Consider the following 17515-nt stretch of genomic DNA (forward strand, 5'->3'; position numbering starts at 1 on the left):
CACCGCGTGCGACAACCGATGAGGTCGATCCTCCCATGCCGGTGGTCCGTGGCCACGCCGACGGGTGGCTGAAGGTGCTGCCAGCGGCCGACCTGCTGCGCCTGGTGCACGGCGGCAAGGTGCTGGACACGATGTGGCGCCAGTCGCGCCTGGCGCAGATCGTCTGGGAGCGGGACTTGTTGCCAGCGGTCCACCGCTATGCGGAGTACGTGCAGCTCATGCCCGCTTCCGAGTCGCATCACCACGCCCATGTCGGTGGGCTGCTGTCACACACGCTGGAGATGACGCTGGCGGCGATGACTTGGCGCAACGGTCACTTCTTCCCGGAAGGTGCGAGCGTCGAGGAGATGGACGCTCAGCGCGACGAGTGGACCTATGTGGTCTTCTTCGCAGCGCTGCTGCATGACATCGGCAAGATCATGGCCGACCTGCGCATCGCCTGGATCTGCACCGGCATGGAGGCGCCGTTGCGCTGGGTTCCGATGTCCGGGCCGCTGACGGCCATGGTGCAATCACGGCCTGGTGGTGAGTACCTGGTGGAGTTCACACCGAAGTCGGCGCGGGACTATGCGGCACATTCCCGCCTGGCCACGATTCTGTTGCAACAGGTGGCGCCAGCCACCGCGCTGAGCTTCTTGGCGCGCCGGCCGCAAGCGTTCGAGGCTCTGACGCAGTATCTCTCTGGCAGTGACAAGAGCAGCATGCTGGCCCAGCTCGTGCGCAAGGCCGACCAGACCTCGACACAGCAGGCGCTGGCCAACGGCAGCCGCGAGCGCTTCACGACCGCCACGAGCATCCCGCTGATCGACCTGCTGATGCAATCGGTGCGCGAGATGCTCAGGAGTGGCACCGCCTTGCCGTTGAACCGCTCCGGTGCCGCTGGCTGGGTCTACGAAGGCAGCATCTGGTTTGTTGCCAAACGGCTGGCCGATGCGGTGAGGCAGCACATTCGCCAGCACCACCCGGACGAGGCTGTTCCAGGCGAGAACAAGAATGATCGGCTGTTCGACACATGGCAGGAGTACGGCTGCATCCAGCCCAACCCGCAAAGTGGGCAAGCCATCTGGTATGCGCTGGTGCAGGGCACGGCCGTGGACGGTTCCGAGTCTGCTGCAGCGGCTCCTTTGCAAGGGGCAGGGCAGAGCGATGGTTCGTACAGCCACTCGCTGACCATGCTCAGATTTCCGCTGGACAAGGTGTTCGAGGATGCATCGGCATACCCACCCCCGATGCGTGGGCGCATTGAAGTGCAGGTCAAGCGTGGAGCAGCTGCGGGCGAGACGGCCAACGAATCATCTGATGTGCCAGAGGTTCGCCCCGTAGCTGGATCGGGGAACAAGTCGGCACCGAATGAGAGCGCGGACACTCCACCAAACAGCGACACCGGGCAGGCCACCCGGCCACCCACTGCCGGCGCGGGTCATCAGGAGGCATCTGGCGCAGCCAAGCAGGCTAAACCCAAAGCCGAACCGCTGCGAGCGCCTGCCTTCAAGCGGCCGGGCAAGCCGGCAGAAGCGACCAAGGCGGCGGCTCCCAGACCAGGCGGGCCGAATCAAGGCTCACCACGGTCAAACAGCGTCTCTTTGGAGGTTCCGCAGCGTGAGCAAAGCCCGAGCGAATCACGGCAGGCAGCACCGGCCTCATTGTCTGTTTCAGCGAGCCTGGACCCACCGCTGGACAAGTGGCTCGACTTCGAGGATGACGCTGCCGCCTTCAAGGACTTCCCGAAGCTGCCGCAAACCCAGGAAGCCCAACAATCCGCCCCGAATACTGCATCAGTTGGAGCCGCAACGTCACAGGCACCTGCATCAGTGGGCAGACGGGCATCCAAGGCTGGAGATGAAGCGCCCAACTCCGCAGCACCTGCCGCAAAGCGCGACACGAGCACCCTGCCGAGCCTGCCTGCGCTGCCTGCAGATCGCCCGCTTCTGGTTCGCTCTGGGCCGCCGCCCGAGGTGCTTGCCAGGGCGGCTCCCACACAGTTCCAGACTGCGCCAGTCATTCTCAGTCCGTTCCTGCCGGAGCTGCCGCATGAGACCGCCGGCAGGCCCAGCGAACCCACTCCTGCTGCAGTCGCCTTCATCGAATGGCTGCAGCAAGGCCTGTCCAGCCGGGCCTTGAAGTACAACGAGACGGGCGCGCTGGTGCATTTCGTGGCCGAGGGCATGGCGCTGGTCTCGCCGCTGGTATTTCGTACCTACGCCGCAGAAACTGGTGCAGCCAGTGATGCCCAGGTCGAGGCCCAGGCGCTGCAGGTGCAGCGCGAAGTGATCAAGGCGGGATGGCACCTGATGGGACCCGGCAAGGTCAACATCCTGAAGTACCAGGTCATCGGGCGCGGTGGCGTGCCTGTTGGCAAGCTCAGCGCCGTGGTACTCACTCAGCCGGACCGCTGGGTCGTGCCTGTGCCACCGGTCAACCCGGTCCTCAAACTTGTTTGAAAGGCTGGTGCCGAATGACTGGTAGATCTGACAGGGGGCGTTGAAAAAGTTTGACAGAGTCAGTCATGATGACTACATTGCAACCGTGCATCAGGGGAAACCAACTTGCTTGGGACCTGCGAAGGGCGTCACACACCAGTTGTGGCATCTGATCGAAAGTTGAGAAAACAGTGTGGAAGGTTGAACGGGCTCAGGCCCGTTTTTACGGCCTCCGTAAGATTCCACAATGTATATTATGTCAAGTTTCAGAAAGTGGCCGGGCAGCGTGGGCAAGCTGCTGGGCGCAAATCGAGCGATCACCGTCTGAGGTCCCCGACAAAATGTCGCCCATGTTCCGAACGCCCCGACAACTGCCGCCGCTTTCGATCATGCTGAACGACATGCCAGCAACCACCGCCCAGGTTGCCAAGCACCTGGGCATTTCCGGGCGGACGCTACAGCGCTACAGCGCCGCCGAGCAAGCACCCCGCGCCGTGATGCTGGCCATGTTTTGGGAAACACGTTGGGGCATCAGCGTTGCCGACACCGCAGCGCAGAACGAGGCCGCCCGCTACTACTCATGGGCGATGGCTTTGCAGCGAGAAAACCAGAAGCTGCGGCTCCAGATTGAGCAGCTTCAGAAGATGGACTTCGGGAGCGCCAACGCTCCAATCTTCAGGGTCTGAGCGCTCCGCGATTCCCGTCCACTCGCACTACGGGACTCGCACTACACCCGCTCGCACGCGGACCATTCGCACTACGTGTCTACATGATCCGCGTGTCTACGCGGGTTCCGTGTCTACGTCCCTACGTGTCTACGTGGCCGTGAACCGCTCCGCTTTTGGCGGTAGGCCAATGGGATTGATTGCGGAGAAATGAAACACAGTCAGAGCGGCTTTGCCGCTTGGGGCGCTCGCCGCGCGGCGTCATTGGCGTTCCGAAGCCTCTCACCCTATCACCGTTCCCCTGAGTTCTTCGCTTACCTCCCTGAGGCTAGCCGCCGCCGTTCGGGCTTTCAAGGGGGGTATTCATAAAACGAGTTTTACAAAGCTTCCCCCCTTGAAAGCCCGCCCGCCGCCGTCTGTCCTCTGGTCGGGCGATGAACTCAGGGGAACGGCGACAGGGGCCAAAAAGGCCCTTGGTCGACAAAGACCCAAAACGAAGGGCTCCGAATCTAGGGGCCCGGTGACCTGAAAGGCAAACCATGATTGCAAAGAACTTTCGTCAGTTTCCCGACGCGATGGCTGTTCAGATGGTTTTGCCCTTTGGGCGCCCCGTATGGAACGGCCAGCGGCCGAGCACGCGCATAGGCAGATTGATCAGGTCGGCACAGGCCGCGCTGGTGGTAGCACGTCCGCAGATCGTTGAATGGGTGAAGGCAGCAACGCCGCAATGGTGGAAGAACCTTAGGCGCGCTCAGAACGCGCTATCTGCAAGCGTCAAAGCAGCATGCATGCTGCTTTTGTAAGTTACCGTGACCGAGAGTCAGGCAAGACCGCGAACATACCGGGCGGCGAGTTCGACCGCACGATCTGCTGATATGTGCCCCTCGACGCGCAACCTGTCGATCAAATACACGGCCCTGATGCTGGGCCTGAGTGGCGGTTTTGCGAGAGGACCGAACCTGCCTTTCACCCGTGCTAGGAGTCTGGACCACGCCGATTGTTTCGGCATCCAATCCCATGGGGGCAGGTAGCTGAACGGGCCGTGCTCGTAGTCGGCACGAAACACCTGGCGGGTGTCGTATGCCGCGTGAAGGTGGGTGCCGAGGAAACTCCAACGCTCCGCAACAAGCTGATTCGCACCGTATCCGACACGCGCAGTCGCAAGATGGAATTTCGGAAAATATCCCCACTTCTTAGAGAAAAGGGAAAGCAGGCGACCGACCAAAGGAATACGCACTTTGTCCATTCGCATACACCTTGTCTGGTATTCAATAAGAGCTTCCCGGACCTGTTTGTCAATCATGCCCGCATCCTGGACTATCAGAAACACGTCCCAGCCCATTTTACGGGCGTGAATGAGCCAATCAAGAAGGCCCGCCCTGCCCTTGTCTTGATATGAACGAGAATTGAGCCAGGTTCCCAGCTCATCCAGGATCAAAAGTCCATTCTTATCCTCATCGTAGCTTTCAGGGTTTCCATGACCCATGGCCTCAAGGTCGAAAGCAGACGGCTTATCCGGAAGCCGGACATAACTGCATTTTTTGAATGGATTGAGAATTTCTGTTCTTAAATCGACATTGGATGCAACCCGGCGACCTGCAAGCAATGCCTGTTCTGCCATCCAGACACAGAATTTTGTCTTTCCGGTACCCAACTTCCCTTCAACCGAATAGACAGCCATCAGACCCCCGCAGTCGATTCAACGAAGCGAACCTTCAGCCGATAGACGAAAACAGCGCCAACAGCCGAAACGATTGTCGCAAGGCAGGTCCCCGCAATGGGCGGGAACGCCAGTCCTATAAATTGACCGTAGGAGGTCATGAAGGCAGATTGAACTAGAGGTGCCAGGAACTCATTGAACGTGGCAACCAAACCAACTGACAAAGCAATGATCGCAGTAACGCCGACCGCGCGAATCGCAGCACGGGCAAGAAACAGCTTTAGAAGAAAAAAACCAAGCTGAGTGAATACTGCACCAATTAAAGCAGCCAAAGCCGGCATTTCAGCCCCTCAAACTCAAGAAGAAGCCAATAAAACAGAATGCGGTAATCCCGATCCAGAAAAGCTGTATGAGTACAGAAACAATCAAAACAAACATATCAATCACCTGCCCTCAAGAAAAGGCCAATCAAAAAGAATATGGTTGTTCCGATCCAAATAAGCGACATGATGTCGTGAATCATTGGCTGATATTGACACATATCAATTGAAAAACCGAAAGCCGGAAGATTCAGAGGGGCACACCCCGTTGGCAATTGAAAAGACCACGTCCAAGAGGGCTCAAGGTCTTTATCGACAATGCGGTCTATGGCGCCCTGAATAGAGTCATGTTCGGCAAGATTGTCGGCAGCATCAGAGAGGCCATCGAAAAGGCCACTGCCATCGGGTGTACCGTCCTCGTTTATTTGTACTGAACAGGCGGGCTGTCCTGGCGCACCACACGGCTCTGTTCCTTCGCCATCAGAGCCGTTGCCTGAACCGGACCCCGAGCCCGAGCCGTTTCCTGAACCGGAGCCGTCTCCATCTCCATCACCGGGACCGTCGCCGTTTCCGTCGCCGTCGCCATCACCGGGACCGTCGCCGTCGCCCGGACCAGGCCCATCGCCATCCCCAGGACTGCCGCCATCACCAGGACCGTCGCCGTCACCGGGGTCGGTACCCGGGTCAGTGCCAGGAGGCGTACAAGTACCAGAGGGGCAGCCGTTATCCGGGACCCCCGGACCAGATGTGTCGACACTGCAAGTCACCCCCGTATTCATGTAAACATAGGTGCAGGTGTAGACGTGGACGCCCTGCTCGTTCTCCTCACTGTCGCAGGACTCAATAGGATCATTGGTCTGCTGATAACGGCACTGGCCGTCGCAGAACTGCTCAGGCTGCCCGGGATCATCGTAGGTATCAACTGAGTCGGCCTTCGTGTGCCAACCACGGTAGAAGGTGCCAGAGCGGGTCTGCCCCGGCTCGCAGGTGTCGGGAGGGTCATCCGGGACGCACTGACCACCTTGCTCTACATAGCCACTGTTGCAGGCACAGGATGGGCCAGTCAATGTGCTGTTTGAAGGACAGACCTGAACAGTCCGGAAGATCAAACTTTGATTCCCAATATCCTTGTAGTTGCAGCGTGGCGACGTACCAGAATACGTGATACCAAGGAAGGCCTTTTGGGTGTAGACGAGACAGGCGTCTTCCATGGTTGAACGCCAGCCGCTTTCGCTAGTGATGAGGGACACCCGCCACTGTGTTTGCGCTGTTGAAGGAATGAGCGCAGCAGACGCACACGGCAAGAAAAGGGCCATGAACAGGCCCGCGAGAACTCGACGAAACATGTTCATGGCCTGCACCGATCAGGATGCCTTGGGGATCTTCTTCACGTACTTGATCGCCACGAAGAAGACCACGGCGACAGCAGCGAGGCCCACGAGCGCCGCGCCGTAGCCGCTGACCTTGTCGGTGATCTCCGACAGCGCAGCGTCGAACGGATCGGCCTGCGCCATGGCGGCAGCGCTGACGCCCAGGGACACCACACCGACGGAGGCGCGACGGACCAGGGAAGCGCCGGCGGCGCCGTATTTGCGGATCATGACTTGCATTTCAAACTCCAGAAAACCGGGTAGCCGACCCGGGAGCGGTTTTCCCAAAATGGGAGAAATCAGGCAGCGTTGCGAATGGCCCGAGTCCAAGCAACGGACTTGCCAACGCTAAAACCCATGGCCCATGCGCCGAAATACGAGGCCACGAGCTTGGAGATAAAAATCAGATCAATCATGTTTTGTCCCCTGATCGGTAGCCGAGGAAGAACGCAAAACAGAGCGAAGCCACAAGCGAGGCTTGCAAAAGATGAGGAACGCTCGACCAGTCCATAATTGCCCGCCCAAAAAACCTAGAAAGAGAGTGATAAGAAAAAAGACAAAATCATGCTCGAAGGAATACTTGACGACATGATCAACAACAGGAAGCCAGAATTCGGCACACTGCATATCGGTAACAGATATATCTGTCACCGCATGATCCCCACGCTTTTACGCCACATGATTTCGCCAGGACTCATATCGGGATGAGGCGGCACCCATGCACAGGCCGCGAGCAGCGCCAGAGCAGCGAGGATGAAAAGGGTTTTTCTGTTCATGGCTTTTTCTCAATGCAGGGTCGAATACGGCCCGCTATGGAATCGCGAAGGAAGTTCGCGAAGGCGACACAAGAGGAAACCCGATGGCACTTGCTGCACTCTGTAAGCTGGTTCGAGGACTTCCCCCGTTCTGAGCACCACAAAGCCACTCGATAACCGTTTAACGTCTCCCACGCCGTGGGAAGCCTTGACCCATTCGGGGAGATTGAGCCAGGAACGGATTGCCCGCCCCTCTTTGTTGAGTCCGCCGATTCCATATAGACGAAGTCCCTTCGGGAAACGGGTTTGTTCTCCGAGCTTGGAGAGATATTTCATGAGATAGCCAACACCCGCTTTTGCTTTTTGGGTGTTCGTCATGCCATGGGGCCACCACTTGGCACGCCGCCCCTTTGCGCGATCCCAATGCGGCATGCTGAAACCGCGAGGGAGCCAGCAGAGAAGGTGATAATGCACGGCGCCACGGCCCTGCAATTCGGCAACCCATGTGTATCGGCACGGGATACGGTTGTCCCTGCACCAATTCCGATACCCTTGGATTGCCTTGGAAATGTGGTCGGCCTGCCAGTCATCGACCCCGCGATAGGTCAGCGTGACAAACCAGCACACGGGCGGCCTATGGCCGCGATCCGCCATGGCATGCAAATGACCAGAGGCCCAAACACTGCGCTTGAGGCGCTTCACTCGCCGCTCTGCTACCGCAGACGGAGAGAGGTTCACAAACAAGTCAGGAAGACTTGTTTTAGATGAGACAAGCCCAGCGCCCTCCGACGCCACCGAGCCCGCGCTGCGCGCGTGCGCGGTGGCGCCTACGGCCGCTTTTTCCGCCGACATGGCAGCAAGCACATCAAGACGGGCTTGATGCGCCGACCAATCGTCATAGGCCTGAGGGGTCACAATGCCCCCCTGGCAACGAACGGCCCATCGAAATGCACAGGCCCGACGTTCTGAAGCCAATGCTTGATGTAGCCATCAAAGGCACTGGCAGACGTGAAGACACGACGCCATGGCCCCTTTCGCATAGGCGCGGTGAAGACGAACTGGTGATCGCGCTTCATCCGGCACCCCAGCCCGCCAGAGGTTGCCCACCGACGAAAAGCGTGCACTCGACTTCCAACCCCTGAGGCGTGGCGTTGAACGTCACGCTGCAGGTGTCGGCCATCTCGTTTTCAGCCAAAGCGAGGCGAGCCGCCGCCGCGATATGGCCGAGAAGTTGAATGCGCGTCAAAGACGGCATTTCAGGGACAGGGGCGAACATGGCGCACCCCTCAACCCTTGCGGACCGCGACGAGGCGCGGAGCCACCGACAGACCGCCGTTGTGATCCACGTACAGGGAAGAAGGGTGCAACTGGTACTCACCCGGCTGGTACAGCTGGAAATCGCCCGCTTCGTTGCGATCCAGGTTCAGTTCGATCTTTTCGGGAAACGGCATGGGGTTGCCGTCGCGCTCGAAGGTGTGAACCCAGCCGGTCTGGAAAGCCATGTGGTACGGCTTGCCAGAGGTCTTACCCACCCCCTTCATTTCGCGGATGGCGGTAGACGTGATGGTGACTTTCAACATTGGTGGCTCCTACGAACAGGCGAAAAAAATCCCCCGCCCCGCGCCTGTTCAAATGGCGAGACGAAGGAGGTTGAAAAAATGTGGTTTGCAGACTTTGAACGGCTATGGGCCATTGCCATGAGCGGGAACGCAAAGGCACTGGAAGCCGAACTAACGCGGATGCTGGTTTTTGCAGCCGCGATTGATGTCGTGGTGCTGATCGTTTCGCTTTGGGTGCTGTACCTGGTGATCAAGGCAGCAGTACGCGACGGCATCAACGAATCGCGAATGGTCGAAAGGCCACGACTGCCCAGGCGGGACACCACGCCGCAGATCGAGGCAAGCACCCAACCTGCGGACTTGCCGCCGATGAAGGCCGAGAGGTAGCGGGCAGGGTTCAAGGCGGCTCCGTTGTCATGTTGGCAACGGTCCGGACCATATCAGAGCGTAGTCACCTTGACAACATTTTCGGCATTACCATTGCCAACTTGTCAACATCAAGCAACAGGAACGCACCATGAAATCCACCATGGACCTACTCGACCAAGCCCTAAAGGTGAAGACTCCCCCAGAGTGGGCGCGATCCCTTGGACTGGAAAGAACCGCGCTCCACAACGCCAAGCGACGAGAACATCTAAGCCCCGCCGTTGCCTACGCGCTGGCCGAGGAACTAGGCGAGGACGCCCAACAATGGGCGCTTGTGGCAGCGGTCGAATCGGAAAAGGAAAGCGCATGCCGCCAGCGCATGGCACGCCGTATTTTGGGTGGGGCAACAACTGCGGCAATGGCAGTTTTGGCGGTTAGCTCTGCCCTGCTAACGGCATACTCCCCCTTGTATATTATGTAAAGTATCAAAAGCGGAATCACCAACAGCCAGGCGCAGAACTTGCTGTGAACCCTCTCAGTGGTACGGGCAAACACCAGCCCGACTGGACCGGGAATTGGACTGCCCAGACCTACAATCAAACTCCTTGGCAGGAGTCCAATCCTGTCTCATCTTTTTCATCGAGGAACTTCATGAAGCATCTGATTCTGACCGCGGGCCTGATCGGTACCGTTGCGCTGGTGGGTTGTGGCAAGAAGGAAGAACCGGCGCCGGCCCCTGCCGCCGAACCGGCTGCCGCTGCGGCGCCCGCGGCACCGGCCGAGCTGCCTGAGCTGAAGGTAGCGATCGATCCGACCTACGAGCCCTTCACATTCAAGACCGCCGATGGCAAGCCGACCGGCTTTGATGTGGACATCGCCGAAGCGCTGTGCAACGAGATCAAGCGCAAATGCGTCTATGTCGAACAGGTCTGGGACAGCATGATCCCGGGTCTGCAGGCCAAGAAGTACGACGCAATCATCAGCTCGATGACGATCAACGAAGAGCGCAAGCAGGTCGTGGACTTCACCGACCGCTACTACAAGACGCCCAGCCGCATCGTGACCAAGGCTGACACCAACTTCACCGACCTGGCATCGCTCAAGGGCAAGAAGATTGGCGTGCTCAAGGGCTCCACCCAGGAAAAGTACGCCATGGCCGAACTCAAGCCGGCCGGCGCCACGGTGACGCCGTACGCCGCGCAGGATCAGGTGTACCTGGACATCAAGTCCGGCCGCCTGGACGGCACCGTGGCCGACGCGGTGGAAGTGACCGCTGGTTTCCTGAGCAAGCCCGAGGGCCAGGGCTATGCCTTCGTCGGCCCCGAAATCAGCGACGCCAAGTACATCGGTGATGGCGTGGGCGTGGCGCTGCGCAAGGAAGACACCGCACTCAAGGACGAGTTGAACGCCGCCATCAAGGCCATCCGCGCCAATGGCGTCTACGACACCGTGGCCAAGAAGTACTTCACCTTCGACGTGTACGGCCAGTAAGGCGTCTGCGGTTTGTCCGGTTACTACGCATCGATCCTGCAGGGCGCCCTCCTCACGGTGGGCGTCTCGCTGGCAGCCCTGGCGGTCTCCATCGTGCTGGGGTTGCTGGGCGCTGCAGCCAAACTGTCCGGACGGCCGCCGCTGGTGGCCCTGGCCACCGTCTACACCACGCTGATCCGGGGTATTCCCGAACTCGTGCTGATGCTGCTGATCTTCTACGGCGGCACCATCGGCCTGAACCACCTGCTGACTCTGATGGGCAGCAAGGCCTCGGTGGACATCAACCCCTTTGTGGCGGGGGTGCTCACCATCGGCTTCATCTATGGCGCCTACATGACCGAAACGTTCCGCGGCGCCATCCTCTCGATTCCCAAAGGCCAGGCCGAAGCGGCATGGGCCTTCGGCATGGGCTCCCTGCGCACCTTCCTGCGCATCACGCTGCCCCAGATGGTGCGCTACGCCCTGCCCGGCTTCACCAACAACTGGCTGGTGCTGATCAAGGCCACGGCGCTGGTGAGCCTGATCGGGCTGCAGGACATGACCTATCTGGCCCTGCAGGCGGGTGCCGCGACGCGCGAACCGTTCAACTTCCACCTGTTCACGGCCGCGCTGTTCCTGCTCTACACCTCGCTGTCGCTGTGGGCGCTGCGGGCCCTGAACCGCCGCTACAGCCTCGGCGTCAAGCGCGGGCAGGTCTGATCCATGCGCTGGGACATCATTTTCCAACCGGCCAACCTGGCCCTGTACGGTGACGGTCTGATCACCACGCTCAGCCTGCTGGGCGCTTCGCTGGTGGTTGGCGCTGTGCTGGCCCTGCTGTGCGCGCTGGCGCTGACCAGTTCCATCGCGCCTTTGCGCTGGGTGGCCGGTGCCTACACCTTCGTCATCCGCGGCACGCCGCTGCTGATCCAGCTCTACCTGATCTATTACGGCCTGGGACAGTTCGAATGGCTGCAGGCGCGCTGGAACGAGGTCTGGCCCTGGATCTATTTCAAGGACGCCTTCTTCTGCGCCCTGCTCGCCTTCAGCCTGAACACCGCCGGCTACACCGCCGAGATGCTGGCCGGCGCGATCCGGGAGACCAGCGCGGGCGAAATCGAAGCCGCCCAGGCCATGGGCATGACCCGCGGCCAGGCCATGCGACGCATCGTGCTGCCCAGCGCCCTGCGCCGCACCCTGCCTGCCTACAGCAACGAGGTGGTCATGATGCTGCACGCGACCAGCCTGGCCAGCGCCGTGCCGGCCATGCTCGACGTCACGTCGGCCGCCAGCCGCATCTATTCCACCTTCTACCTGCCGTTCGAGGCCTACCTGTTCGCGGCCGGCATCTACCTGCTGATCACGTTCTCGCTCGTGGGCCTGTTCCGGCTGGCGGAGCGGCGCTTCCTCGCCCATCTGGCGCCGCGCACCCACTGAGACCCGCATGCAGCGTACCGAACACCCCCTGCTCAGTCCCAGTCTGGGCGTGCAGAAAACCCTGGTGAGCTTCGGCTACGGGCCCGAGGGCGCGTCGCCCAAGGTCTACATCCAGGCCAGCCTGCATGCGGAAGAGCTGCCGGGCATGCTGGTTGCCCACCACCTGCGCGCGCTGCTCGACCAGGCCGAAGCCGACGGACGCCTTCAGGGCCGCGTGGTTCTGGTGCCCGCCGCCAACCCGATCGGGCTGGCCCAGCGCCTGGACCACCATGCGCAGGGCCGCTTCGAGTTCGAATCGTCCGAAAACTTCAACCGCGGCTACCCCGATCTGGCCGAAGCCGTGTGGCCCGCGATCCAGGACCGGCTGGGAGCCGATGCGTCAGCCAATGTGCGCGCGGTGCGTGAAGCGGTCGGGCATTGGCTGAAAGCCTGGCAGGCACCGACCGAACTGCAAAGCCTGCGGCGGCAGTTGCTGCTGCTCTCGCACGATGCCGACGTGGTGCTGGACCTGCATTGCGACGCCGAAGCGGTCATGCACCTCTACAGCGAAGCTGCCTGCTGGCCTCCCCTGGCCCCCCTGGCCGCCTGGCTCGGTTGCCAGGCCGTGCTGCTGGCCCGCGAGTCGGGCGGTGGTCCGTTCGATGAACGCCTGTCCGGTCTGTGGTGGCGCCTGGCCGAACGCCTGGCCGAGGCCCCAAACCCCGCTCCCCTGCCCCAGGGCTGCGCCAGCGCCACGGTCGAATTGCGGGGCGAAGCCGAGGTGCGGCACGACCTGGCCGCGCAAGACGCCTTGGCCATCGCCCATTACCTGACCCACCTGGGCGTGCTCCGGGCCCCCACGGGGCAAACATCCGCCGAACCGCCGCCGTTGCCCTGCGAGCCCACGCCACTGGCCGGCTCGCAGACCCTGCGTGCGCCCCTGCCCGGCCTGCTGGTGCCAACCGTTCGCCCCGGCACGCGTGTGACGACCGGTGACGTGGTGGCCGAGGTGATCGACCCCACCGCGCCCGGCGCCTCGCGCGTGCACCCGGTCAAGGCGGGCGTCGACGGTGTGCTCTACGCGGCCGTCAAAGACCGCTATGTGGTCGCCGGCGGTGAAATCGGCAAGATCGCCGGCGCCACCCCTTTCCGTACCGGCGATCTGCTGGGATTCTGAACCTCTGCCCGAGCCTCCGTGCCCATGAACGACGCCGCCCCCACCGACAACGCCTCCGCCAACGGCGGTCCGTCTGCCGTGCTGCTCGACGTACAGGACATCCACAAGCGCTTCGGTCCCAACGAAGTGCTCAAAGGCGTGTCGCTGCAGGCGCGCGCTGGCGACGTGATCAGCCTGATCGGCAGCTCCGGCTCGGGCAAGAGCACGCTGCTGCGCTGCATCAACCTGCTCGAAAAACCCAACAGCGGCCGCATCGCGCTGTCGGGCGAGGAGCTGCAGCTCAAGCCGGACCGCCATGGTGAACTGCAGGCGGTGCATGCCGCCCAGTTGCAGCGCCTGCGCACGCGCCTGGCCATGGTGTTCCAGCACTTCAACCTGTGGGCCCACATGACGGTGCTGCAGAACATCATCGAAGCGCCCGTGCACGTGTTGGGCGTGCCCAAGGACCAGGCCGTGGCCACGGCGCGCAAATACCTGGAGCGCGTGGGCCTGCGCGGTGTGGAAGACCGCTATCCGGCCCACATGAGCGGCGGCCAGCAGCAGCGCGTGGCCATTGCGCGTGCGCTGGCGGTGGAGCCGGCGGTGATGCTGTTCGACGAACCCACCAGCGCGCTCGACCCGGAGCTGGTGGGCGAAGTGCTGCGCGTGATGAAGCTGCTGGCCGAAGAAGGCCGCACCATGCTGGTGGTGACCCATGAAATGGGCTTCGCGCGGGAGGTGTCCAACCACGTGATCTTCCTGCACCAGGGGCGCATCGAAGAACAGGGGCAGCCACGCGAAGTGCTGGCGCGCCCACGCAGCGAGCGGCTGGCCCAGTTCCTCTCCGGCAACCTCAAGTGAGCCGCGCCTAAGCACCGAACTGGCGGGTTTGGCGGCCGTTGTTGCGGCGCTTCGCGCCCCGGCTTTTCGTCGACCATTGCCGCGTGGCCCCGCGTTGTGGGGAACCGTTCGACGAAAGGAACCGCCTCATGAGCACAACGAGCAGCAACGCCCAGAACCTCTGGGCCCAGTCCCTGCTGAATCTGGCCCCCAACCTGACCTCGCAATTGCAGGGCAAGGTGATGAAAAAAGCCGATCTGGACGGCAGCGGCGCCATCGACGCCAGCGAATTCCAGGCCGCGCTGGACAAGGTGGCCACCAAGTTCGGTCTGCCCGTTTCCGGCGACGCCAACACCCTTTTTCAGCAGGCGGATACCGATGGCGATGCCCTGCTCTCGGGCGCCGAAATGACGCAGGCCCTGCTGGGCCTGCTCGCCCCCGCGAGCAGCGGGACGCAGGCCTTCGTGCAATCGCGGGGCGACGAGGCCCGTTTTGCCGAACTCGATACCGATGGCGATGGGGTCATCTCCAAGGCCGAATTTGGCATCGGCAACGCGGAAGCCGGCGTGGTCACCACCACCACGACCACCACCGTGACCACGGTACAGTCCACCGCAGACGGCGACACGGCCACGGCCAGCACCGAACCGGGCGCGGTCACATCCCGCCTGCAGGAGCTCGTCGCCGGGCTCGATACCGACAACGATGGCCAGATCAGCGGCCAGGAACTGACGGCCTTCATTGCCCAGCTGTCCAGCCAGCTCGAGCTGGCTTCGCGGCTGTACAACCAGAACCCCAGCGGCAGCGGTAACGCCACGGCGTGACGGCAGCCCTGCGGACGCAGTCGCTCAGGCGTCCAGCGGCCCCCGGCCCAGCACCATCGAACCATCGACCAGGCGGAAACTGATGGTCGGGGTGCTGTAGTCGGTGAATGGCGCCCCCATGGCGATTTCGCCGTCGCTGTGCAACAGGCATTCCTGCCGCCGCAGCGACAGGATGTGGTCGTTGCCCGCAAAACGCACCCAGGTGCCGTAGCTGGAAATGTCTTCCAGCACATAGTTGCCCGAACGGATGTCGATCGTCGAGTGCATGCGCGAAACACGCGGATCGGCCACCACGAAATCCGCCTCCGGCGCGCGCCCGATGCGCACCGGCAGGTCGGTCAGGTTGAACGACAGACTGGCATCCAGCCAGCCCAGCTCGATCCCCCCGAACACCGACTCACGCTGCTTGGCTACCGCGTGCAGGTCGGCCGGCAGGGTGAGAAATTCGGAACCCATTTCCGTCTGCCATTCCACCCGGAACACTTCGCAGGGCTCGGCCCGCCCCTTGATGCGCATGGGGCCCAGGCTGCGGCTGCGCACGCCGGAGCGTGCGCCGAGCTTGCGGATCACCGAATCGGTGGCCAGGATCTGTTCAGGGCCGGCCAGGTCGCTCAGGCGGGACGCCACGTTCACCGCGTCGCCGAAACAATCGCCATCGACCACCACAACCTGGCCCCGGGCCAGGCCGATCTGCATCAGCAGCTTGAGCCGATCAGGCCACTGCAGCACGCGCTGCGCGTGTTCCTGCTGGATGCGACTGACGCATTCGATGGCCTGGCGGTTGTTGGCAAAGGACATGAGCACGCCGTCACCCAGCATCTTGACCACCTGGCCGCCATGTTCGATGGCCAGGCTGCCCACCCACTGGGTGAGCTTGGTCACCGCCCGGGCCGCGCGATCGTTGCCCAGCGTCTCATAGACCGACACGCTGCCGGTCAGGTCCACAAAAGCGATCGTGAGTTCAGCCATGGGGCGGTGGGTTCCCAGCCATTAGATCACGGCCAATGCCGGTCGCAGCGCCCGCGGGCAGCAGCGACAGAAACAGGATATGCGTGTTTTTTTTCACACCGTTTTCAGGCACCCAAGCCTGCGCCCAGCGAAGACGGCCCGCTGATCCGCTCCGTCGATCAGGGTTGGGCCAAAGGTTTTACCTGCGAGCCTTCCAAGGAGCACCGGCCACACAAGCTTCGATCAAAGGTATTCAAAAATTGAAGGCTCCATCTTAAGGAAACCGTGTAACTCGATGATTTGGCTGTTGTTTTTTTATCGGTAGAAGGGCGCTCCCTGTATCGGGACAGCCAGCGTGGGCTTATTCTTTGCTTAACCGGCCTGACAAGAACCTGAGACGTCGTTGAGGCACAGAACCATGCGTTGGACCAAACCCGGTATTCGAAACACCATTTCTGCCCTGCTGGGAGGGGACGAAAGAAAGACTTCGCCCGAAGCCCTGGAGCCCGTGCGGCAAGCCATGCTGAGGGCGCTGGGCGAAGACGGCGCCCAGCTCAACCCGCAGTTGCACCGGCGCCTGCAGTACCTGCACGACGCTCACGCGCTTTGGTACGCGCGCGCCGAAATGGTGGCCGTGCTGAGTCGCCTGCACGGCGAGGCGGTTGCGGTCGGCACGGTGCGCCAGCTCACACCCGTGTTCCACGGCCTGATTCCCCGCAGCCTGATCGACGCCTGCCGCCTGCATCGCTGAGGCCGGCGGCACGCCACACCCGGGTGCCGGGTGCCCTCAGCCCCAGAAGATCAGCGCGTCGCGCCCTTCCACCAGCAGATCCACCGGCTGCCCGACCGGCAGCAGTACCTTGGTGGGCACGTGGCCGAACGGCAGGCCCGTGAGCACGGGCACTTTCAGGCGCGAACGCAGCCAGTCCACCACCGTCTGCAACTTGAAGCCGCGATCGTGCGGTACCGGCTTGTAGCGGTTGAAGCTGCCGAGCAGCACCGCCTTCTGGCGGCCCAGAATGCCCGCCTCCAGCAACTGGGTCAGTTGCCGTTCGATGCGGTAGGGATGTTCGTTCACGTCCTCCAGAAACAGCACGCCATTGCGCACCGCCGGAAGCCAGGGCGTGCCGACGAGCGAGCACAGCACCGACAGGTTCCCACCCCAGAGCGTGGCCTTGCGGATGTGCAGGGAAGGCCCCTCTTCCGCGTCGGTTGGGGTGGCGGCCCTGGCGGGAAGGCGGCGGGCCAGCGCGGGCAGGTCGCGCACCGGCAGCCGCCAGCCGCTGCCTTCGCCGTGGCCGTCGAGCAGGTCGTCGAAGCACGCCAGCATGATGTCGTCGGGTGTTTCGGCCCCGAAGTCTTCGCCCAGCGCCGGACCGGCCCAGGTGGTGGTCCCTGTCTTGGCGAGCACGGCACATTGCAGGGCCGTGAAGTCGCTCAGACCGACGAATTGTGTGCCCTTGTCGACCGCCCGCGCGATCTGGCGGTACGGCAGCGTGGGGAGGATGCGCGTGAGGCCGTAACCCCCGCGCGTGATCAGGGCCACGTCGGCGCCGCTGGCGGCTGCGCGCGTGATCGCCGCGACCCGGGTCTCGTCATCGCCGGCGAAACGCATGTGGCTGCGCAGCGCGTCGGGATCGATCTCGACCTCGTGGCCGAGCCGCTTGAGCAGGGCGACGCCGCGCCGGAAGGCCGCTTTGTCGCGCACGGCGCTGGAAGGGGAATACAGATAGATGTGGCTCATGG

General features: G+C 62.2%; 22 protein-coding genes. 12 read left to right on the plus strand and 10 right to left on the minus strand.

The window, feature by feature from the left end; all coding sequences use genetic code 11:
* Window positions 1–35 precede the first annotated feature (35 nt).
* The 3 genes from mobH to L0977_RS10955 all read left to right on the plus strand — a co-directional run bounded on the left by mobH (window position 36) and on the right by L0977_RS10955 (window position 3888).
* Complete coding sequence (gene mobH, locus L0977_RS10945) at window positions 36–2441, plus strand: MobH family relaxase (protein ID WP_234264900.1); 2406 nt, start codon at window positions 36–38, stop codon at window positions 2439–2441.
* Between the two features lie 329 nt (window positions 2442–2770).
* Complete coding sequence (locus tag L0977_RS10950; protein ID WP_234264901.1) at window positions 2771–3106, plus strand: hypothetical protein; 336 nt, start codon at window positions 2771–2773, stop codon at window positions 3104–3106.
* Window positions 3107–3624: 518 nt separating this feature from the next.
* Window positions 3625–3888 carry a hypothetical protein gene (locus tag L0977_RS10955; protein ID WP_234264902.1) on the plus strand — a complete coding sequence of 88 codons (264 nt, stop codon included), beginning with the start codon at window positions 3625–3627 and terminating at the stop codon, window positions 3886–3888.
* Between the two features lie 17 nt (window positions 3889–3905).
* On the opposite strand, the gene L0977_RS10960 is transcribed toward L0977_RS10955, so the two are convergent.
* From L0977_RS10960 to L0977_RS10990, 8 genes are all read right to left on the minus strand, one after another.
* Window positions 3906–4766, minus strand: coding sequence for a zonular occludens toxin domain-containing protein (locus L0977_RS10960; protein WP_234264903.1), 861 nt, complete (start codon window positions 4764–4766; stop codon window positions 3906–3908).
* The gene (locus L0977_RS10965) at window positions 4766–5086 is read right to left on the minus strand and encodes a DUF5455 family protein (RefSeq protein WP_234264904.1); all 321 of its coding nucleotides are present in this window, start codon (window positions 5084–5086) and stop codon (window positions 4766–4768) included. The genes L0977_RS10960 and L0977_RS10965 overlap by 1 nt, the downstream gene beginning before the upstream one ends.
* Window positions 5087–5184: 98 nt before the next feature.
* Window positions 5185–6417 carry a hypothetical protein gene (locus L0977_RS10970; protein ID WP_234264905.1) on the minus strand — a complete coding sequence of 411 codons (1233 nt, stop codon included), beginning with the start codon at window positions 6415–6417 and terminating at the stop codon, window positions 5185–5187.
* A 12-nt stretch (window positions 6418–6429) separates the two neighbouring features.
* Window positions 6430–6675 carry a hypothetical protein gene (locus L0977_RS10975; protein WP_234264906.1) on the minus strand — a complete coding sequence of 82 codons (246 nt, stop codon included), beginning with the start codon at window positions 6673–6675 and terminating at the stop codon, window positions 6430–6432.
* Between the two features lie 407 nt (window positions 6676–7082).
* A complete protein-coding gene (locus tag L0977_RS25440; RefSeq protein ID WP_267966419.1) occupies window positions 7083–7211 on the minus strand; it encodes a hypothetical protein in 129 nt (42 codons plus the stop codon).
* Window positions 7212–7220: 9 nt separating this feature from the next.
* The gene (locus L0977_RS10980) at window positions 7221–8105 is read right to left on the minus strand and encodes a rolling circle replication-associated protein (protein ID WP_234264907.1); all 885 of its coding nucleotides are present in this window, start codon (window positions 8103–8105) and stop codon (window positions 7221–7223) included.
* Between the two features lie 157 nt (window positions 8106–8262).
* On the minus strand, window positions 8263–8466 hold the full coding sequence (locus tag L0977_RS10985; RefSeq protein ID WP_234264908.1) for a hypothetical protein: 204 nt from the start codon (window positions 8464–8466) through the stop codon (window positions 8263–8265).
* A gap of 10 nt (window positions 8467–8476) precedes the next feature.
* Complete coding sequence (locus tag L0977_RS10990; protein WP_234264909.1) at window positions 8477–8770, minus strand: G5P family DNA-binding protein; 294 nt, start codon at window positions 8768–8770, stop codon at window positions 8477–8479.
* Window positions 8771–8848: 78 nt separating this feature from the next.
* Here L0977_RS10990 and L0977_RS10995 point away from each other — a divergent pair, with 78 nt between their 5' ends.
* The 8 genes from L0977_RS10995 (at window position 8849) to L0977_RS11030 (ending at window position 14821) form a co-directional block, all read left to right on the plus strand.
* A complete protein-coding gene (locus L0977_RS10995; RefSeq protein ID WP_234264910.1) occupies window positions 8849–9136 on the plus strand; it encodes a hypothetical protein in 288 nt (95 codons plus the stop codon).
* 130 nt (window positions 9137–9266) lie between these two features.
* Entirely contained in the window at window positions 9267–9596 is a 330-nt protein-coding gene (locus L0977_RS11000; RefSeq protein ID WP_234264911.1) for a hypothetical protein, read from the plus strand.
* A gap of 170 nt (window positions 9597–9766) precedes the next feature.
* The gene (locus L0977_RS11005; RefSeq protein ID WP_234264912.1) at window positions 9767–10606 is read left to right on the plus strand and encodes an ABC transporter substrate-binding protein; all 840 of its coding nucleotides are present in this window, start codon (window positions 9767–9769) and stop codon (window positions 10604–10606) included.
* A gap of 12 nt (window positions 10607–10618) precedes the next feature.
* Window positions 10619–11305 (plus strand): ABC transporter permease, encoded by a 687-nt coding sequence (locus L0977_RS11010; RefSeq protein ID WP_234264913.1) that lies wholly within the window; start codon window positions 10619–10621, stop codon window positions 11303–11305.
* A gap of 3 nt (window positions 11306–11308) precedes the next feature.
* Window positions 11309–12022 (plus strand): ABC transporter permease, encoded by a 714-nt coding sequence (locus L0977_RS11015; RefSeq protein ID WP_234264914.1) that lies wholly within the window; start codon window positions 11309–11311, stop codon window positions 12020–12022.
* A 7-nt stretch (window positions 12023–12029) separates the two neighbouring features.
* Entirely contained in the window at window positions 12030–13178 is a 1149-nt protein-coding gene (locus L0977_RS11020) for a succinylglutamate desuccinylase/aspartoacylase family protein (RefSeq protein ID WP_234264915.1), read from the plus strand.
* A gap of 24 nt (window positions 13179–13202) precedes the next feature.
* Window positions 13203–14018 (plus strand): ABC transporter ATP-binding protein, encoded by an 816-nt coding sequence (locus tag L0977_RS11025; protein ID WP_234264916.1) that lies wholly within the window; start codon window positions 13203–13205, stop codon window positions 14016–14018.
* Between the two features lie 128 nt (window positions 14019–14146).
* Window positions 14147–14821: an EF-hand domain-containing protein gene (locus tag L0977_RS11030; RefSeq protein ID WP_234264917.1), complete on the plus strand. Its 675-nt coding sequence runs from the start codon at window positions 14147–14149 to the stop codon at window positions 14819–14821.
* Between the two features lie 24 nt (window positions 14822–14845).
* On the opposite strand, the gene L0977_RS11035 is transcribed toward L0977_RS11030, so the two are convergent.
* Window positions 14846–15790, minus strand: a complete 945-nt coding sequence (locus L0977_RS11035) for an adenylate/guanylate cyclase domain-containing protein (RefSeq protein WP_234264918.1) — start codon at window positions 15788–15790, stop codon at window positions 14846–14848.
* 397 nt (window positions 15791–16187) lie between these two features.
* Between L0977_RS11035 and L0977_RS11040 the strand changes: the two genes are divergently transcribed.
* Window positions 16188–16520 carry a hypothetical protein gene (locus L0977_RS11040; RefSeq protein WP_234264919.1) on the plus strand — a complete coding sequence of 111 codons (333 nt, stop codon included), beginning with the start codon at window positions 16188–16190 and terminating at the stop codon, window positions 16518–16520.
* A gap of 36 nt (window positions 16521–16556) precedes the next feature.
* Here L0977_RS11040 and L0977_RS11045 read toward each other — a convergent pair whose 3' ends face one another.
* Window positions 16557–17513 (minus strand): LD-carboxypeptidase, encoded by a 957-nt coding sequence (locus L0977_RS11045; protein ID WP_234264920.1) that lies wholly within the window; start codon window positions 17511–17513, stop codon window positions 16557–16559.
* Window positions 17514–17515: the final 2 nt, after the last annotated feature.

The organism is Hydrogenophaga sp. NFH-34 (genome assembly GCF_021401345.1).
Classification (GTDB): domain Bacteria; phylum Pseudomonadota; class Gammaproteobacteria; order Burkholderiales; family Burkholderiaceae_C; genus Hydrogenophaga; species Hydrogenophaga electricum.

Bases quoted from the DNA above. Each gene is read 5' to 3' on its own strand.
- L0977_RS25440 (WP_267966419.1), bottom strand. From the start codon at position 7,211: ATGAACAGAAAAACCCTTTTCATCCTCGCTGCTCTGGCGCTGCTCGCG.
- L0977_RS11000 (WP_234264911.1), top strand. From the start codon at position 9,267: ATGAAATCCACCATGGACCTACTCGACCAAGCCCTAAAGGTGAAGACT.
- L0977_RS11030 (WP_234264917.1), top strand. From the start codon at position 14,147: ATGAGCACAACGAGCAGCAACGCCCAGAACCTCTGGGCCCAGTCCCTG.
- L0977_RS11015 (WP_234264914.1), top strand. From the start codon at position 11,309: ATGCGCTGGGACATCATTTTCCAACCGGCCAACCTGGCCCTGTACGGT.
- L0977_RS10960 (WP_234264903.1), bottom strand. From the start codon at position 4,766: ATGGCTGTCTATTCGGTTGAAGGGAAGTTGGGTACCGGAAAGACAAAA.
- L0977_RS11035 (WP_234264918.1), bottom strand. From the start codon at position 15,790: ATGGCTGAACTCACGATCGCTTTTGTGGACCTGACCGGCAGCGTGTCG.
- L0977_RS10965 (WP_234264904.1), bottom strand. From the start codon at position 5,086: ATGCCGGCTTTGGCTGCTTTAATTGGTGCAGTATTCACTCAGCTTGGT.
- L0977_RS10955 (WP_234264902.1), top strand. From the start codon at position 3,625: ATGATTGCAAAGAACTTTCGTCAGTTTCCCGACGCGATGGCTGTTCAG.
- L0977_RS11040 (WP_234264919.1), top strand. From the start codon at position 16,188: ATGCGTTGGACCAAACCCGGTATTCGAAACACCATTTCTGCCCTGCTG.
- L0977_RS10970 (WP_234264905.1), bottom strand. From the start codon at position 6,417: ATGAACATGTTTCGTCGAGTTCTCGCGGGCCTGTTCATGGCCCTTTTC.
- L0977_RS10975 (WP_234264906.1), bottom strand. From the start codon at position 6,675: ATGCAAGTCATGATCCGCAAATACGGCGCCGCCGGCGCTTCCCTGGTC.
- mobH (WP_234264900.1), top strand. From the start codon at position 36: ATGCCGGTGGTCCGTGGCCACGCCGACGGGTGGCTGAAGGTGCTGCCA.
- L0977_RS10985 (WP_234264908.1), bottom strand. From the start codon at position 8,466: ATGTTCGCCCCTGTCCCTGAAATGCCGTCTTTGACGCGCATTCAACTT.
- L0977_RS11045 (WP_234264920.1), bottom strand. From the start codon at position 17,513: ATGAGCCACATCTATCTGTATTCCCCTTCCAGCGCCGTGCGCGACAAA.
- L0977_RS10990 (WP_234264909.1), bottom strand. From the start codon at position 8,770: ATGTTGAAAGTCACCATCACGTCTACCGCCATCCGCGAAATGAAGGGG.
- L0977_RS11020 (WP_234264915.1), top strand. From the start codon at position 12,030: ATGCAGCGTACCGAACACCCCCTGCTCAGTCCCAGTCTGGGCGTGCAG.
- L0977_RS10950 (WP_234264901.1), top strand. From the start codon at position 2,771: ATGTTCCGAACGCCCCGACAACTGCCGCCGCTTTCGATCATGCTGAAC.
- L0977_RS11005 (WP_234264912.1), top strand. From the start codon at position 9,767: ATGAAGCATCTGATTCTGACCGCGGGCCTGATCGGTACCGTTGCGCTG.
- L0977_RS10995 (WP_234264910.1), top strand. From the start codon at position 8,849: ATGTGGTTTGCAGACTTTGAACGGCTATGGGCCATTGCCATGAGCGGG.
- L0977_RS11025 (WP_234264916.1), top strand. From the start codon at position 13,203: ATGAACGACGCCGCCCCCACCGACAACGCCTCCGCCAACGGCGGTCCG.